Origin of the sequence: Mucilaginibacter terrenus, from assembly GCF_003432065.1 — a bacterium.
GTDB classification, from domain to species: Bacteria; Bacteroidota; Bacteroidia; order Sphingobacteriales; family Sphingobacteriaceae; genus Mucilaginibacter; species Mucilaginibacter terrenus.
Genome location: NZ_QWDE01000001.1, coordinates 996,330 through 1,013,982, shown reverse-complemented (window position 1 = coordinate 1,013,982; position 17,653 = coordinate 996,330). Strand labels below are relative to the sequence as shown.

Here is a 17,653-nt window from a genome sequence, read left to right as displayed (position 1 = left end):
GTTCTATCTTTATCCCCCGGCTTAACTACCCGGGGGATTTTTTTTGTGATAATATTCCAAATAGTCTCCGCCTTCTACCAATACCAGGTTTTCTACCGGCAGATTATACTGGTACACCCATGATTCTAAATAGCCCTGTGCAGTAAGTATGCTGGTTCTTGTTCTGATGTAAAGGTTTGGCTGCTGCTCATCTGGTCCATAGCCTTCGTAAGCGTCAATCTCGGCCATTATCAGCGGGCTTTCTATAACGTAAATGCTGCCATGTACGTAACCAGCATTATCATCTAATATAAGCCCGGGGTATTCACCAACGTCGTAAAGCAATCCTTTTACTTTCCCCTTGCTTACGGGTAAGCAATGCTTGCGCAGATACTGTCCAAAAGCGTTATGCTGCTGCAGAAGTGTGCCGTAAACAAATAGATAATCTTTTTGCATCAGTATAAATAATCTTGAACCGGAATCAATGATTACATGAATGATCAGAAACCTGGTAAATCCTTTGATTATGAAAAATCAAGTTCAAATAATAGAAATTCCTGTTACGCAGTAGTAAAACAAATCATCATTTATAAAATTACTAACTTGCATTCATTAATAAACCACCATGAACCGCGAACAAGTAATAAGCTATATAAAAGACAACAACATTCAGAAAGTTAAATTTGCTTTCGCAGATATAGACGGCGTTTTACGTGGAAAGGTTATCAGCACTAAAAAGTTTCTTGAAGGACTAAAAACCGGTTACGGTTTTTGCGATGTTGTGTTCGGATGGGATAGCAACGATGTGGTTTACGATAATGTAGATATCACCGGCTGGCACAGCGGTTACCCGGATAGGTTATGTTTTATTGACCTGGACACTATGCGTAATGTGCCCTGGCAAGACGATATTCCCTTTTTTCTTGCTGATTACAGTGGCCCTAACGGGTTAACTGTTCCGGCGGACCCGCGAAGCTTGTTAAAAAAGGTAGCTGAAGAATTTAAAGCAATGGGCTACCATGCGGAGTTTGCTCAGGAGTTTGAGTGGTTTAATTTTAAGGAGACACCGCAAACGCTTCAACAAAAAGGGTTTGCCAACATAGAGCCACTAACACCGGGTATGTTTGGCTACTCGATACTGCGAACTTCTCAAAATGATGCTTTTTATGCCGATCTCTTTAATTTATTAACTCGTTTTAATATACCTGTGGAAGGCCTGCATACCGAGACCGGCCCGGGTGTATATGAAGCAGCAATTGAACATTGCGAAGTGTTGCAAGCAGCTGATAACGCGGTTCTTTTCAAAACAGCTGTAAAGGAGATCGCTGCCAAACACGGCATAACTGCTACCTTTATGGCTAAGTGGAACCAGGAACTACCAGGCTGCAGTGGCCACATTCACCAAAGCCTTTGGACAGAAGAAAACGGCGAAAACCTGTTTTATGATGGCACAGACGCGAATAAGATGAGCGAACTGCATAAGCAGTATTTAGCCGGGCAATTATACTGCCTGCCACACCTGCTGCCCATGTATGCGCCTACCATTAACAGCTACAAGCGGCTTGTAGAAGGGGCGTGGGCACCAACCACCATTACCTGGGGAGTAGAAAACCGCACCACTGCCCTGCGCGTGATAAATACATCTGTGGGTTCAACCCGTTTGGAAACGCGCATTCCCGGGTCAGACACCAACCCGTACCTGGCTATAGCCGCTGCATTGGCTTCAGGCTTATACGGCATAAAAAACAAGCTCAAGCTTGATATACCCCAAACTATCGGCAACGGCTATCAGGATAAAACGCATGGAACGTTGCACAGCAACCTTTTTGATGCTGCAACAGCAATGCAAAATTCTTCGGTAGCAAAAGAGCTGTTTGGAGAAGGCTTTGTTCAGCACTTTACCCAAACCCGCTTGTGGGAACACCGCCAATATGCCAAAAGTGTAAGCGACTGGGAACTGAAACGTTATTTCGAGATCATTTGATAGGAGCAGCTTGCGCTTGCTCAAGAAACTTATTACAGTTATTTTGCAGTATGTTAAAACGTTACCTTTTATTTCTACTACTAGCGGCTGGTACTGCCTGCAAAGCAGATACAGTTGTGCCGTTTAATGACCCTAATATACACTACATGGGGCGCATCGGCATGACGGCAGATGCTGCGAAACTTACCTGGACGGCATCATCTGTAGTAATTAACTTCACAGGAACCGGTGCTAAAGCTACCCTGAGCGACGACACTGGTTTTGATTTTGTTACGGTAGTGGTAGATGGTAAGGTGATGACCACCCTGCAACCAAAAAAATACATGCAGGAGTTTGTGTTAGCAAGCGGACTGAATGAGGGTAAACACAAGCTGGAGCTTTTTAAGCGCACTGAGTATGACATGGGCACGCTGATGTTTTACAAGTTTACGCTTGATGGAGACGGCAAGATATTGCCGCCACCTGCTTATAAACACCGGATAGAATTTTACGGGAACTCAATTACTTGCGGTTATGCTATTGAAGACAAAGAAGGAAAGGACAGGGGGACCTACGAGTTTGAAAATGGTTATAAAAGCTACGCAAATATTACAGCGCGGCACTTTAATGCCGATAACTACTGCATAGCTAAAAGTGGGATAGGGGTAGTGATCAGTTGGTTTGATTACGTTATGCCCGATATTTACGACCGTGTGGCGGCGCATGACTCCACCGCAAAATGGGACTTTACCAAGTACACCCCTGAAGTTGTAGTTGTAAACCTTTTCCAGAACGACTCCTGGTTAGTGCTAAAGCCAGAACATGAGCAGTTTAAAAAACTGTTTGGCGACACACCACCCACAGCAGAGTTCATTGTAAAAAGATACCAGGAGTTTATTGGTAAGATCCGGTCTAAGTACCCGTCGGCCAAAATTATTTGTGCCCTGGGAAGTATGGATGCAACAAAAAAAGATTCTCCATGGCCTGGATATATAGAAAAAGCCGTAGGTAACATGAAGGATAAGAACATCTACACGCATTTCTTTCCATATAAGAACACCCCTGGGCACCCAAGCGAAAAAGAACAGCAGGAGATGGCCGATAGCCTGATAGGGTTTATTACCAAAAAAATGAAGTGGTAAGCCCAATGCGCTGCTATCGCTTGTTGGTTTTTACTTGTGTAGCGTTATTGTTAACCTCGCAATTTTCCTGTACGCCAAAGCCTACGATTAATTTTAACGATCCCCACATTCGGTATACCGGTCGCATTGGCCTCAAAGACGATGCTGCTGAGCTGAGCTGGACAGCTTCATCGGCCATCATCAACTTTAAGGGTACAGGTGTAACCGCAGTTTTAAACGATACCAAGGGTTACGACCTGCTGACCATTGTAGTTGACGGTAAGGTTGTAAATACAATACAACCAAAACGAGGAAAATACAAGAATTACCAACTGATATCGGCTTTGCCGGATACCATTCACCGACTTGAACTATTTAAACGCACCGAGGCAGAGAACGGTACATTACTGTTAAGGGGATTTTCTATTGAAGGTAGTGGAACTTTGCTGCCGCCACCCACATTTAAGCACCGGATAGAATTTTATGGTAACTCAATTACATGCGGCTTTTCTCTTGAAGACCCGGAAGGGAAGGACAGGGGCGATTATGGCTACGAGAACGGCTTTTTATCGTACGCCAACCTTACAGCACGCCATTTTGATGCGGAATATTACTGTATAGCCAAAAGCGGGATAGGGGTAACAGTAAGCTGGTCGCCCAACATTATGCCGGAATTGTATGCTAGGGTAAACGTAGATGACACTACGCGGCTGTGGGACTTTAATAAATATACGCCCGAGCTGGTTGTGGTGAATCTGTTCCAGAACGATTATCACCTGGTAGACCTTAAGGATCACAAAGAATTTAAACACCGCTTTGGCAGCACTCCGCCAAAACCGGATTTTCTAATAGCTAAGTATAAAGAATTTATCCAAACCATCAGAAGCAAGTACCCGAATACCAAGATTATTTGTGCGATGGGCAGTATGGACAGTGTGGAGCCAGGTTCGCCATTTCCGGGCTATGTGGAGAAGGCCGTAGCGGAGTTGAAGGACAAAAATATTTATACTTTATTCTTCCCTTACCTTGGCGCGCACCGCCATCCAAACGCTGGCGAACACCGTGTGATGGCAAAACAGCTGATCGATTTTATTCATGAAAAATTTGGTTGGTAACTGTCCCAATTGGCTTAATATTTACTTGTTCATAATACAGAAGGGATACTTATCAAGTAAATCACAGAACACAACGTTGAAGCCGGTACTATCACGATTCATTCGTTAAATGCCAACTATGAAGACGAGACTTTTAACCTTGATGATGTTGCACAAATATTTTCGGTAGTAAAAGTATGTAATAGACAAATAAATTATGGCCACCTTAACACAAACCCAGTGCCCTAACTGCAACAGCTACAAAACGGTAACTGATACCAAGCAAAAATTTCTCGTGTACGGGCTATTATGGCTAGTGCCTGGCATTTCATTTTATTATTTCGCTGTTAAAGATAACTTCGATGGTTTTTGGTTCCCTCTACTGTTGGCAATGGTTATTGCCGGCATAATTTATATTATTAGAGGTTTAATCCTAAAAACACCACAACATACTTGTAAGAACTGCGGTAAGATATGGTAAACGACTCGTTGTTGTAATTCCGCTATAAAACTGCCTTGGTTATATGTTTTAATAGGTATGTTTCAGATGTAAAAAACGCTTTTGAAAGCTATAATTTACATCTATCGGTAATCGTATGTACGTCCAAATTGTATGCTATTGTACATGCATCTGTACACCCAAGTGTACCTGCAAGCTATAAAAAGACGTTTTTTTCACCATCTCACTTTCGACTTAACTAACACTTTTAGATATCGGCTATACTGTTTTGTGGCAGTTTATCGGATTAAAAAACCGCTTTAAATGCCGTTTTTATGCGGTTTAAAGCGGTTTCCGATTTACCAATACAAAGTAACTAGCTTAATTTATTGAGATGTCCCACCGATTTTAGAACGAAGCTGTTAAAAAGAGATAATCAAATGTATTTCAATTTGATAGGTTAATTTAGTTAAAGTTTTTGTACTGTCCCGGGGTGTCCCGCATCAATGTGCTAATAAATTGATTGTTAGTTAGTTGAGTATTTCAGCTGTCCCGGGTGTCCCACTTTCTAAGCGGGACACTTCGAGCGATCAAACAAACAAAAAGGCCAAGGTAAAAACTCCGGCCTTTTTGTTATTCACCAACTTTTTGCTGGTCGGGTAATTCATTGTATCCCGGAATGTTGTTATCATCCTCGGACGGAGCACTGCGGTTTCCGTCGTTGTCTGCAGTACCTTCTTCATAACTTACGTTAGCGTCCTGCTGGCTATCTTCAGATGGTTGAGCATCCTGCTCCCGTTGCGGAGCATTGTCCTCACTATCCGACTGTCCTGCATTTGCGCCATCGGCTGCCTGCGCGTAATTAGGCTGGCCCAGTTGGTTAGGGTCTTTAAAGTTATTGTGCTCCGGGTGTTCCTCCAGCGGTTCTGTCCGGCGGAAGTATTCGTTGCTATAACCCGCATTTTGTGACGGATTGTTTTTATCGTCGCCCGCCGGTGTGCCAACATTTTCTCCAAAGGACTGGCCGCCGTAGCCCTTACCTTCAAGGTTTGGCTCGTCGCCGCTCAGTTCGTCGTCGCCCTTGCCAAACAAGTAAGTGCGGCGCAGGTCTTTTTCTTCTATAGCATCATCGTCTTCTACACGGTATGCGTTGGGTTGGGTGTTTTCTTCGTTAAGAGCCATGGTAATTATAGATTGATGTACCCATATAAGACAAGATGCGTGCCAGTGTTGGTTGGAAGGTAATGGCTCGTATTAGCCGGCGCTATCTACTTGAAAACGATTATCTATGAACTAAAATCCCTACTTTCGCCTTACCAATTATACACTACTAACATGAACAAAGTTGTAAGCGGCGCCGACGAGGCCATCCGCGACATACAGGATGGCATGACCCTAATGCTAGGCGGCTTCGGTATGTGCGGCCTTCCCGAAAAATGTATTCTGGCGCTGGTAAAAAAAGGAGTGAAGGACCTTACCTGCATCTCCAACAATGCAGGTGTGGATGATTTCGGCATAGGGCTTTTATTGCACAGACATCAGGTGAAAAAGATGATATCATCATACGTGGGCGAGAATGCTGAGTTTGAACGTCAATTACTGAGCGGAGAACTTGAGGTAGAACTTATCCCGCAGGGAACACTGGCAACGCGGTGTATGGCAGCAGGATACGGCATGCCGGCTATATTTACTCCTGCCGGCATAGGTACCGAAGTAGCCGAAGGCAAAGAGGTGCGCAACTTTAACGGTAAGGATTACCTGATGGAGCTGGCCTTTGATGCCGACTTTGCTATTGTAAAAGCCTGGAAAGGGGACAGGTTAGGCAACCTTGTATACAGGTCTACCGCGCGGAATTTTAACCCCGTTATGGCTATGGGAGGCAAAATTACCATTGCTGAAGTAGAAGAGTTGGTAGAGCCGGGTGAACTGGACCCGGACCATGTGCATACACCCGGCATATACGTTCACCGCATTTTTCAGGGAGAAAATTACGAGAAGAGAATAGAGCAAAGAACCGTAAGGAAACGAGACAACCGGTAAGGCATCATGTTAGACAAAACAGGAATAGCAAAACGCATAGCGCGGGAGATAAAAGATGGTTACTATGTTAACCTGGGTATTGGTATACCCACACTTGTAGCTAATTACATTCCAGATACAATGGATGTGGTGCTGCAGTCTGAAAACGGCTTGCTCGGAATGGGGCCATTCCCGTTTGAGGGTGAAGAAGACGCGGATGTTATCAACGCCGGTAAACAAACTATCACTATGCTGCCGGGCTCCGCGGTGTTTGATTCAGCAATGAGTTTTGGGATGATAAGGGCGCATAAGGTGAACTTAACCATACTTGGCGCTATGGAGGTATCCGAGAATGGTGATATTGCCAATTGGAAAATACCCGGTAAAATGGTGAAAGGTATGGGCGGTGCAATGGACCTGGTAGCATCGGCAGAGAACATCATTGTTGCTATGCAGCACATTAACAAAGCTGGTGAGTCCAAATTGCTGCCGAACTGTACGCTGCCGCTTACCGGGGTGAAATGCGTTAAAAAGATCGTGACTGAATTGGCGGTGCTGGACGTTTTACCTGAAGGTGGTTTTAAGCTGATCGAACGTGCGCCGGGCATTAGCGTCGACGAGATAAAGAATGCTACTGCCGGGCGGTTGTTAATTGAAGGGAATGTTCCGGAGATGGTGGTTTAAGTCAGTTAAGTTTGCATTATTAAAATTTTGACTAGCTAAAATACCGGCAACCTGCTACCTTTACCACATGAGTCATTTGGTAGCACCCTCAGTTTTAGCAGCCGATTTTGCCAACTTGCAACGCGATATTGAACTTGTAAATAACAGTAAGGCAGATTGGTTTCATGTTGATATTATGGATGGCATGTTCGTGCCGAATATATCTTTCGGTTTTCCGGTAGTAAAAGCTATTAAAAAGCATGCTACAAAACCGCTGGATGTTCACCTCATGATTGTTGATCCGGACAGGTATTTAAAGCAGTTTGCGGAAGCGGGAGCTTACAGCATTACTGTGCATTATGAAGCTTGCCCGCACCTGCACAGGACAGTTCAGGCGATAAAAGAACTAGGATGTAAAGCATCCGTTGCTATTAATCCTCATACACCAGTATCACTCTTAAAAGACATCATTGCCGATTTAGACATGATATTGGTAATGTCCGTAAATCCTGGCTTTGGTGGACAGAAGTTCATCGAACATACCTACACTAAGTTAGCGGAGGTGAAGGAGCTTGCTAAAGCTGCTAACCCAAACCTCTTAATAGAAGTTGACGGCGGGGTAGATGACACTAATTATCAGGCACTACTTTCAGCCGGTGCAAGTGTGCTGGTTGCTGGTAACTCGGTATTTTCAGCTCAGGACCCATCGTTGGCCATTACAACACTCAAGCAGGCTCAGGTTTAATCGGGTACTTATCATAGGGCAACTTCGTTGTAGTTACCTGTTTGCTGTTTATAAAAAAGCAAAAAAAGTCTATGAACTTTATAGGAATTACTAACTTCGGGACTTCAACCTATCAAGTTGACAAAAAAGGAAAACAAACCAACCCATAATATGAAACATAATTTCGGTGCCGGTCCCGGCATTTTACCGCATGAAGTTTTAAAACAAGCAGCGGCAGCAGTAATAGATTTTAACGGAACAGGTTTATCATTACTCGAGATATCGCACCGATCACCGGAGTTTGAATCTGTGCTAAACGAAGCAGTTAAGCTTGTTAAAGAACTGTATGAAGTACCCGAAGGATACTCTGTGATGTTCTTGCAAGGCGGTGCAAGCACTCAATTTGCATTAGCACCATATAACCTTTTGCCGGAAGGCGGCAAAGCAGCCTACGTGGAGTCCGGTGTTTGGGCTAACAAGGCATTAAAAGAAGCAAAGTTCTTTGGTGATGTTGAAGTTGTGGCTACTTCTAAGGAAAGCAACTTTACCTACATTCCTAAAGATTTTACCGTGCCAGCTGATGCGGCTTACATCCACATCACTACCAATAACACAATTTACGGCACGCAGATGCATAGTTTCTTTGATTCGCCTGTGCCTGTTGTTGCAGATATGTCATCAGATATATTCAGTCGTAAAGTAAATGTTGCCGATTTCGGTTTGATATATGCAGGCGCTCAAAAGAACATGGGGCCGGCTGGCGTAACCCTTGTAATAGTTAAAGATAGCTTGCTTGGGAAAACTGGGCGTAAGATACCGGCTATGTTCAACTACCAGGTACAGGCTGAGAATGGCTCTATGTACAACACTCCACCTGTATTCGCCATTTACGTGTCAATGCTAACCTTAAATTGGTTGAAAGCAAAGGGCGGTGTAGCTGCAATAGAGAAAGAAAATGACGCTAAAGCACGCGTACTTTACGAGGAAATAGACCGTAATCCAATCTTCAAAGCGGTTGCTGCTAAAGAGGACCGTTCACACATGAACGTTTGTTTCGTTACTGAGAATCCGGAACATGAAAAACCATTCCTGAAACTTTGCGATGAGCGGGGCATAGTAGGTATAAAAGGTCACCGCAGTGTAGGTGGTTTTCGGGCGTCTATTTACAACGCATTGCCAATAACCAGTGTTTATGTGTTGATTGATGCTATGCAAGAATTTGCAGAAAAGAATAAATAATCTTTAATCCCTAAATAAGAATAGTAAACAACTATGATTAAGATACTCGCCAATGACGGCATAGACCCGATAGGCAAAAAGATGTTAGAAGATGCGGGCTTTTTTGTTGAAACCAACAACATCCCGCAGGATGAGCTTCCCGTTAAATTACAGGAGTACGATGCTATAACCGTACGCAGCGCGACAAAGGTGCGTAAAGCGCTTATTGACGCTTGTCCTAACCTGAAACTGATAGGCCGTGGAGGCGTAGGTGTAGATAATATAGATGTGGACTACGCTAAAGAAAAAGGCATAGGTGTTTACAACACGCCGGCTTCTTCGTCACTGTCCGTAGCCGAACTAGTTTTTGCGCACCTGTTTACCGGTATAAGGTTTCTGCAGGACAGCAACCGCAAAATGCCTGTAGAAGGCGCAACCAAGTTTAATGACTTGAAGAAAGCTTACGCCAAAGGTGTTGAACTGCGCGGCAAAACGATAGGTATTTTAGGTTTTGGCCGTATTGGTCGTGAAGTTGCGAAGATTGCTATCGGTATTGGTATGGAAGTACTCGCCTATGACCTTTTCCCATTTAACCCAGAGGTTGATGTTGTACTTGGCGGTGGATATGTAGCTAAAGTGAAGGTGAAAACTGCTTCAAAGGAGGAAATTATTTCCAATGCAGATTTTATATCTCTGCATACGCCTTTTGTAGATAAACCTCTGATTGGTGCCGAAGAATTCAACCTCATGAAAAAAGGGGTAGGACTGGTAAATTGTTCACGCGGCGGACTAATAAACGAAACTGAACTAATTGCTGCTTTAGACAGCGGTAAAGTTTCTTTCGCAGCATTAGACGTGTTCGACAATGAGCCAACACCCCGCCATGATATCTTATCTCATCCAAAAATATCTCTTACGCCCCACATCGGTGCTGCTACAAACGAGGCACAAGAACGCATAGGAGTGGAGCTTGCCAGCCTGATCATTCAGCATTTTAAAGGATAAGGCAACATCTTTATACAGACAAAAAGCCCGTTGATACATTAACGGGCTTTTTGCTTATTCTTAATTGCTGAATTAACTTAAACTAATTCATAAGTAACGCCTTTTTCTGGTATGGTTACTTTGTAACCATCTGCTTCTAACTCATCAGCCAGCTCTTGCATGCTGCCAACTTCTCCGTGAACCAGGAAGACACCCTTCAAAGATTTCGCATCCTGTGACTTAATGTTGTTCAGTAAATCCTCATGATCACCGTGCGCGCTTAGTACATCGGTTTGCTTTATGGTGGCGTACACGGAAAGGTCACGGTCTTTTATGTGAACGATGGAATCCCCCCTTAGTAAGCGATATCCTAATGTGCCTTTTGCACAGTATCCTATGAACAGGATAGTGCAGTAGTAGTTCTGGATATTATAAAACAAGTGATCCTGTATACGGCCGCCCTCCAGCATCCCTGCTGAAGATATGATAATGCAAGGCTCGTAATAATTAGATACTTGCCTGCTGTCTTTTAAAGTCTCTACGTAAGTCAGGTTGTCAAATTCAAACTCGTCACCCTGGTTTTTGTAGAACTCTTGCGCTTCTGGGTTAACGTAGTTGTGGTGCTTACGGTACAGTTGCGTAGCCATCCCTGCCATGGGGCTATCTACAAACACCTTCACCGGTGGTAGTTTGCCACTGCTGAAGATCTTATTTAAAGCAAATACCAGCGACTGTGTACGGCCAATACTGAACGCAGGTATAATAAGCCTGCCTTGTTCTTTTACGCATACTTTGTCAATCGTTTCCACAAGTGTCTCTTCAACTGACTTGCCTTTGGTATGCATGCGCCCGCCGTAGGTAGATTCACTCACCAGGTAGTCAACAGGTGGTAGAGGTTCCGGGTCGTTCAGTACCGGATAGTTCTTGCGGCCAATGTCCCCTGTGAAAGCTATTGAGCGTTCTTCTCCATTCTCTGTCACTTTAAACACTGCTGCTGCAGCACCAAGTAAATGGCCGGCCGGAATAAAAGTTAACTCTACATCGCCGTTAATGCGAAAAGGTTTATTATAACCTATAGTAACAAACCGCTCTACGGTATCCATCACATGCTTTTGCAGGTATAACGGTTGTGGACCGCCGCTGTGGTGTTTGTGTTTACGGCGTTGGTGCTTACCTTTATTTGCCTTCTCCATAAAGATGCTTACCGAATCCATCAGCAGTAATTCTGTAAGATCGGCAGTGGGTGGTGTACAAAGTATTTGTCCGTTGAAGCCCATGCGCACCAGCGTAGGCAGATTGCCGGAGTGATCAATATGCGCGTGCGTAAGCACCACCACATCTATTTCTTCAGGGCGGAAATCAAAGTTCTCGTTCAACTGAATATTATGATCACGCTCGTAATCAAGCCCGCAATCTATCAGTATTTTATATTGGCCAATCTGCAGCAAGTGCATGCTACCGGTTACCTGACGGGCAGCCCCGTGTATGGTTAGTTTCATTCTTTTCTCTAAACTCAGTTATTGTAAAGTGTCCCGCTTTTAAAGTGGGACACCCGGGACACCTGTTTTGCTTAACTATCTGTAAACCAAGTTTTAAAGTTACCTAAGCGGGACACCCCGGGACAGTTGTAAAACTTTAGGTATCTATAAATAAGTCGCTTATTATAAGCATGTTAATACCAATAAACCGACTTACTTAAAATTAGTTTGGGACACTGTTGACATGCAGATCGGGACACTTTTTTGCTGACCCGAAAGCTGCAATCCACTACTCAGGCCCGTCCTCTACACTCTTACCCTTCATTGCTACAGATATTGCCTCGTCCATTAACCGCTCGGCAAAAGGACGGGTGTATTCGTTCACCTCGTCAATTTTGCTGTGTATCAAGTCCTTTTCGCCTGCAGCAAGTGCAACTTTCAAAGCAATAAGGTGTTCGTGGGTGTGGCTCATCTCCTCAGCGGACAGGTGCGTACCATGTTTTTCAATAAACCGCTCAACAGTATATATCATCTGTTCGCCCTCTGTACGCGCCTCTATCAGCATACGTTGCGCAACATCATCCTGGGCGTTGGTAATGCTGTCCATCAGCATTTTTTCAACCAAATCGTCGCTAATCCCATAAGCCGGCCGTACTTCTACTTCCTGCTTAACGCCAGAGCGCAGCTCTATAGCCTGCACTTTTAATATGCCGTCAGCATTCAAAATAAAGTTAATATCCACTTTAGGGAAACCTGCAGGCATCGCCGGAATTCCTTTTAATTCAAATTCTGCCAGCTTACGGTTTTCTTTAATCAGGTCGCGCTCGCCCTGATAAACGGCAATTTTCATGTTCACCTGGCCATCTTTACTGGTGGTGTATTGCCTGCCGGCTTTTGTCGGTATCTTAGAGTTGCGGGGGATAATAGTGTCCATCAATCCACCCATCGTTTCTATCCCGAGTGAAAGCGGTGTAACGTCCAGCAAAAGTATATCGCTGCGGTTACCGGCCAATACATCGGCCTGTATGGCAGCACCCAATGCAACCACCTCGTCGGGGTTTACATCATCATGTACAGGTCTGCCAAAAAACTCAGCAACCATTTTTTTAACCAGTGCAGTGCGGGTACTGCCGCCTACCATAATTACCTCATCAATATCGCCTACGGTAAGTTTAGCATCCTTTAACGCGTTTTGGCAGCTGGTAATTGTCTGCTGCACTTTCGGTAATATCAGCTGCTCAAAAGTGTTGCGATCAATGGTCAGCCATATATCGCCTAGTTGCTCGTTAAATATACTCTGATGCGTAAATGATTTTTTTGCTTCTTCTGCTTTTAACCGCAATTGCTGAGTAAGTTCCCGGTTGTTGGCCAGCTCGTTTTTGTCAATGTTGTTTTGTGCTATCCAGTAATCGGCAATAGCGCGGTCGAAATCATCACCGCCAAGGAAAGTGTCGCCATTGGTAGAAAGTACTTCAAAGATGCCGTTCTGTATCTGTAAAATAGAAACATCAAAAGTACCGCCGCCTAAATCGTAAACGGCTACCGTACGGGTCTCTTCCGGATCAAGCCCAATACCATAAGCAAGGCTGGCTGCTGTAGGCTCGTTCACAATACGCAATACATCCAGTCCCGCCAGTTTACCCGCATCGCGCGTAGCCTGCCGTTGCGAATCGTTAAAGTACGCAGGTACAGTAATAACAGCGCGGTTAACAGGTGTTTTAAGCGCGTGCTCTGCGCGCTCTTTAAGTTCTTTCAATATTAGTCCCGACAGTTCAATAGGGGTGTAGAACCTGTCTCCAACTTTTATCTTAACAAGGCTTTCGCTGTCATCATCAATAACTTTGTACGAAAAAAAGCTCTGATAATCCTTAACGTCGGCGTACGACCGGCCCAATAATCGTTTTACTGAAAAAATGGTATTCTGTGGATCGGTTACCAAAAACTCTTTGGCTTCGTTACCAACAGTGATGTCGCCTGAGCTACCGAAGTGAACTACAGAAGGTACTAAAACACCTTTGCCAGTATCGTTAATAACCTTCACCTGTTTATCCGGATCAATAAACGCCACCAGCGAATTGGTGGTGCCTAAATCAATGCCCACAATTATATCTTCTTTCTGCAGCGAACCTGTTGCCAGGTTTATCGAGATCTTAGCCATAGTACTATTTTACAACCGGCAAATGTAGTTAGTTTTATGGGTGCTAAAGTGGTATTACCCAGAAATTACAGAATTATGGGATTTACGGGCTATCAATTACGAGGTAGTTTCATGCAGCCTTACTTTTTTGCAAAGCCGTTTGTTGTAAGCTTTAATTGAGTTAAGTCGAGATGATATTGATTCTGGAACATTGACGCGATACTTTGCCGGTAAGCTGCCTGGGTGTTTGCTTTTAAAGTTTCCTGCCATCCAAGGGCAAGCAGCACGGTTTGCAGTTTCAACTCCTCGCTTAGCCTTGCCCGTTGGGCCGCGTTGCTCATCTTAGGATTGCTTGCTATTAGTGTGGCCACCTGCGCCCTGGTGCCCCGTTCCATTGCGGGGGTTATTTTATCGTCCTGAACCTGGTTCACTATTTCGTATCCGGCTAGCAGGAGTCCTGCAAGAGCGTCGGCGGCGTTGTTGTCATGCAAAGCAGATGTCTTAAGCATTTGTTGATAAACCTGCCCGTAGTCGGCCTTACCGGGGCCAAAAGCTGTATTTAAGGCTTTAGCACCTTGCGGACTGCTGGCTTGTAAACGCTTGCTGAAACTGGCCACAACCTGCTGCCGTAAAGCCGGGGTAGAGGTATATGCAAAATTGGTTTTACTTGCTGTAGTGGAACGATGAGCAGCACTGTTGCCATAAGCGAGATTGCCCGACCATCCTGCCATTAAGGTTGGATCGAGCGCCATAATGGGGTCTTGTGCACTAACCTTTGATGCCGTAAGCAGCAAAGTACTTGCGAATAATGCGATTATTGATTTTGTGAGCTGTTTCATAAGCCAGAGATGTTGATACCAGTAGGTCAATATATTAAGCTCATCAACAGCCAAAATGTTTGCTAAAGTTGCTAAGTCTGTTTACGTGAAACGTAATGGCTAGAAAATTCCGTTTATCTGTTGATCTGCCTTCACAACAAATTTGCTACTTTCATGGCCAATGAAGCGCCTTCTATTTGTCCTGTTGCTTTTCTTAACAACACTGTGCTATGGGCAGCAGTTTGGTGGTAACCCGCCATCACTAAAGTGGAAGCAGGTGAACACGCCGCAGGCAAAGGTGATCTTCCCAAAGGGCCTGGACTCCACCGCTATGCTGGTAGCCAATATCATCAGCAGTTTTGCGCCGGTTGTGCAACCAACGTTAGGCAACAAGCAAAAGCAGGTAAGCATAGTTTTACAAAACCAGACTACAACATCCAACGCGTATGTAGGCCTGGCACCATTCCGCAGTGAGTTTTACTTAATGCCTTCACAAAATAGTTTTGAGTTGGGCAGCCTTAACTGGCCTGCTCAGTTGGCCATACACGAATACCGCCATGTACAGCAGTATAACAACTTTAATGTAGGGCTTTCACATGTATTAAGGGTTTTATTTGGCCAGGGCGGGCAAGCGCTTGGAAATGAATTATCCATCCCTAACTGGTTTTTTGAAGGCGATGCCGTGTATAACGAAACCCTGGTGAGCCAGCAGGGCAGGGGCAGGTTGCCATATTTTTTTAGCGGGTATAGGGCTATTTGGGCGGCAGGTCGCAATTACACCTGGATGAAACTGCGTAATGGCTCATACCGCGACTTTATACCCGACCATTACCCATTAGGCTACATGATGGTAGCTTATGGAAGGGAAAAGTATGGATCAGATTTTTGGGGTAAAGTTACTCATGATGCTGCTGCCTTTAATACCGGTTTGTATCCGCTGCAGCATGCTGTAAAAACGTATACAGGATTAAAATATGATCAGTTCAGGATAGCAGCTTTTGATCATTTTAAAAAGCAATTTGCTGCTGACCCGCTTTTGCCAACTCTCAAAAACAAGCACTTTACAGGTAACGAGGAGTATCCGGCGTTTGTTAATGACAGTACACTTGTTTTCGTGAGGAGCACCTATGATGATATACCCAAGTTCATCATACATACAGGTGCAAAAGAGCGTGCCTTAGCTGTGCAGCACATCAACAACGATAATTATTTCACCTACAATAACGGTCAAATTATTTACGCTGGTTACCGACCAGACCCTAGGTGGGGATACCGCACCTACAGCGAATTAGTGGTGCTCGATCTCAGCACGGGCAAAGAGCATCGCATTACCCGTAAAACAAGGTACTATTCGGCAGCTTTTAGTGCAGATAATAAAAAGATTATAGCGGTAGACGTAAGCACACTTGGTAAAAGTACACTGCATGTGCTTAACGCCAATGGTACCCTGCAACAAGCCGTACCTAATCCTGGCGGGTTATTTTATACTTACCCAAAGTTTTATGGTGATAAAAAGGTTCTTACTGCGGTGCGCAATCAAAAAGGACAAATGTCGCTTGCCCTTATCAACATTAATACTGGTTCGGCTAAATACCTGTTGCCGTTTAGTTATGAACCTATTGGCTTTCCAACAGTTTTCAAGGACGCGGTTTATTATACCAAAACAATAGGCAAGGAAGATAATTTATATGTAACCTCCCTCACCGACGGCCGGACAGCTATGCTTGAGCCCGGTAAAAACAAGTTTATAGGCGCGTATCAGCCAGCAGTTACCAGCGGTAAATTAGCATGGGTAGGTATGACTGCGACAGGTTTTAAAATACAGGAAGAGCAGCGAGGCGAACTGCTTACCGGCACTATAGCGAAACAACAGTTAAATAATATTAGTATAGACGCGCTGAATACTGACACCGCAGCAAACCGGATAGCTGCTGTTGTTACGTCGCCACTACTGGTTACCCGGTACAGCAAAGCCCACAACCTGTTCAATTTTCATAGTCTTTTTCCAACTATAAACGACCCTAACTATTCAATAGCGCTGGTGGGCGATAACGTTATCAACACATTTACATCAGAGCTGTCGCTGGCTTACAACCGCGATGAGGGCTACAAGCGGGTGGGCTACACGGCTACTTACGGTGGTTTATACCCTTTTATTTCTGCCGGCGCAAATTATACGCTGGACAGAAAAGGCTTTTATAAAGGAAGCAATATTTTTTATAATGAAACAGACCTCCATGCAGGCTTACAGGTGCCGCTGGATTTTACCGTGGGTAAAACATCCACGTTCCTGAACTTCGGCAGCAGTGTTTACTACACGCAAAGCCGTTTTCAGGAAGCTTACCGAACGCTGTTTGCCGATAGACATTATACGTATTTGAGCAACTTTATCAGCTTTAGCAACCAGATACAAAAGGCACGTAAGAACATTAATCCAAGGTTTGCCCAAAGTGTTACTATCACTTACAAGAATGCAATAGCCGGGTTAAATGCTAACCAATTTCTCGCCTCGGGTTCACTCTATTTGCCAGGGTTAAGCATTAATCACAGCCTCGTGCTTAGTGGAGCACACCAGCAAAGCGGCAAGAACAATGGGATAGGGTTTTCCAACAACTTTCCGTTTTCCAAGGGTTACACTGCCGAAAATTTGGACAATATGAATAAGTTCAGCGCGAGTTATCACTTCCCAATAGCTTATCCTGATGCCGGTTTTGGTAACTTGTACTACCTGCTGCGACTGCGCGGATATTTATTTTACGACCATACGCACGCAACCGACGGCAGTTTCCTGCTCAACGGCAAACCATTCAATACAAACTTCAGGTCGGCAGGTGCAGCATTGTTTTTTGATGGGAAGGTATTTAACCAGGGAGCGGTATCGTTTGGTATACGCTACAGCTATCTGCTGGATCCTGACTTGTTCGGTGGCAATGGCCGGAACAGGATAGAACTGGTACTGCCGGTAAGCATATTTTAATTGCCGCATCAAATGCTATTGCATTAACTGAATGCAATA

General features: G+C 44.5%; 14 protein-coding genes. 9 read left to right on the top strand and 5 right to left on the bottom strand.

Features of this window, described 5'->3' with window-relative positions; genetic code table 11:
* Window positions 1–21: 21 nt before the first annotated feature.
* A complete protein-coding gene (locus DYU05_RS04485; RefSeq protein WP_117381771.1) occupies window positions 22–435 on the bottom strand; it encodes a gamma-glutamylcyclotransferase family protein in 414 nt (137 codons plus the stop codon).
* A 169-nt stretch (window positions 436–604) separates the two neighbouring features.
* Between DYU05_RS04485 and DYU05_RS04480 the strand changes: the two genes are divergently transcribed.
* From DYU05_RS04480 to DYU05_RS04470, 3 genes are read left to right on the top strand one after another with little or no spacing between them, the layout of a single operon-like run.
* The gene (locus tag DYU05_RS04480) at window positions 605–1,963 is read left to right on the top strand and encodes a glutamine synthetase family protein (RefSeq protein ID WP_117381770.1); all 1,359 of its coding nucleotides are present in this window, start codon (window positions 605–607) and stop codon (window positions 1,961–1,963) included.
* Window positions 1,964–2,013: 50 nt separating this feature from the next.
* Window positions 2,014–3,084: an SGNH/GDSL hydrolase family protein gene (locus DYU05_RS04475; RefSeq protein WP_117381769.1), complete on the top strand. Its 1,071-nt coding sequence runs from the start codon at window positions 2,014–2,016 to the stop codon at window positions 3,082–3,084.
* 47 nt (window positions 3,085–3,131) lie between these two features.
* Entirely contained in the window at window positions 3,132–4,178 is a 1,047-nt protein-coding gene (locus DYU05_RS04470; RefSeq protein WP_165851994.1) for an SGNH/GDSL hydrolase family protein, read from the top strand.
* A gap of 1,051 nt (window positions 4,179–5,229) precedes the next feature.
* Here DYU05_RS04470 and DYU05_RS04460 read toward each other — a convergent pair.
* Entirely contained in the window at window positions 5,230–5,778 is a 549-nt protein-coding gene (locus tag DYU05_RS04460) for a hypothetical protein (protein ID WP_117381766.1), read from the bottom strand.
* Window positions 5,779–5,931: 153 nt separating this feature from the next.
* Here DYU05_RS04460 and DYU05_RS04455 point away from each other — a divergent pair, with 153 nt between their 5' ends.
* The 5 genes from DYU05_RS04455 to DYU05_RS04435 all read left to right on the top strand — a co-directional run bounded on the left by DYU05_RS04455 (window position 5,932) and on the right by DYU05_RS04435 (window position 10,225).
* On the top strand, window positions 5,932–6,636 hold the full coding sequence (locus DYU05_RS04455) for a CoA transferase subunit A (RefSeq protein ID WP_117381765.1): 705 nt from the start codon (window positions 5,932–5,934) through the stop codon (window positions 6,634–6,636).
* Window positions 6,637–6,642: 6 nt separating this feature from the next.
* Window positions 6,643–7,299, top strand: coding sequence for a 3-oxoacid CoA-transferase subunit B (locus DYU05_RS04450; RefSeq protein WP_117381764.1), 657 nt, complete (start codon window positions 6,643–6,645; stop codon window positions 7,297–7,299).
* A 67-nt stretch (window positions 7,300–7,366) separates the two neighbouring features.
* Window positions 7,367–8,023 carry a ribulose-phosphate 3-epimerase gene (gene rpe, locus DYU05_RS04445; protein ID WP_117381763.1) on the top strand — a complete coding sequence of 219 codons (657 nt, stop codon included), beginning with the start codon at window positions 7,367–7,369 and terminating at the stop codon, window positions 8,021–8,023.
* Window positions 8,024–8,173: 150 nt separating this feature from the next.
* Window positions 8,174–9,241, top strand: coding sequence for a 3-phosphoserine/phosphohydroxythreonine transaminase (serC, locus tag DYU05_RS04440; RefSeq protein WP_117382954.1), 1,068 nt, complete (start codon window positions 8,174–8,176; stop codon window positions 9,239–9,241).
* 33 nt (window positions 9,242–9,274) lie between these two features.
* Window positions 9,275–10,225, top strand: a complete 951-nt coding sequence (locus tag DYU05_RS04435; protein ID WP_205771785.1) for a D-2-hydroxyacid dehydrogenase — start codon at window positions 9,275–9,277, stop codon at window positions 10,223–10,225.
* 77 nt (window positions 10,226–10,302) lie between these two features.
* On the opposite strand, the gene DYU05_RS04430 is transcribed toward DYU05_RS04435, so the two are convergent.
* The 3 genes from DYU05_RS04430 to DYU05_RS04420 all read right to left on the bottom strand — a co-directional run bounded on the left by DYU05_RS04430 (window position 10,303) and on the right by DYU05_RS04420 (window position 14,658).
* A complete protein-coding gene (locus tag DYU05_RS04430; RefSeq protein WP_117381762.1) occupies window positions 10,303–11,703 on the bottom strand; it encodes an MBL fold metallo-hydrolase in 1,401 nt (466 codons plus the stop codon).
* Window positions 11,704–11,971: 268 nt separating this feature from the next.
* Window positions 11,972–13,840, bottom strand: a complete 1,869-nt coding sequence (gene hscA / locus DYU05_RS04425) for a Fe-S protein assembly chaperone HscA (protein ID WP_117381761.1) — start codon at window positions 13,838–13,840, stop codon at window positions 11,972–11,974.
* A 119-nt stretch (window positions 13,841–13,959) separates the two neighbouring features.
* Window positions 13,960–14,658 carry a hypothetical protein gene (locus tag DYU05_RS04420; protein WP_133300161.1) on the bottom strand — a complete coding sequence of 233 codons (699 nt, stop codon included), beginning with the start codon at window positions 14,656–14,658 and terminating at the stop codon, window positions 13,960–13,962.
* Between the two features lie 160 nt (window positions 14,659–14,818).
* Here DYU05_RS04420 and DYU05_RS04415 point away from each other — a divergent pair, with 160 nt between their 5' ends.
* Window positions 14,819–17,614, top strand: coding sequence for a hypothetical protein (locus DYU05_RS04415; RefSeq protein WP_117381759.1), 2,796 nt, complete (start codon window positions 14,819–14,821; stop codon window positions 17,612–17,614).
* Window positions 17,615–17,653: the final 39 nt, after the last annotated feature.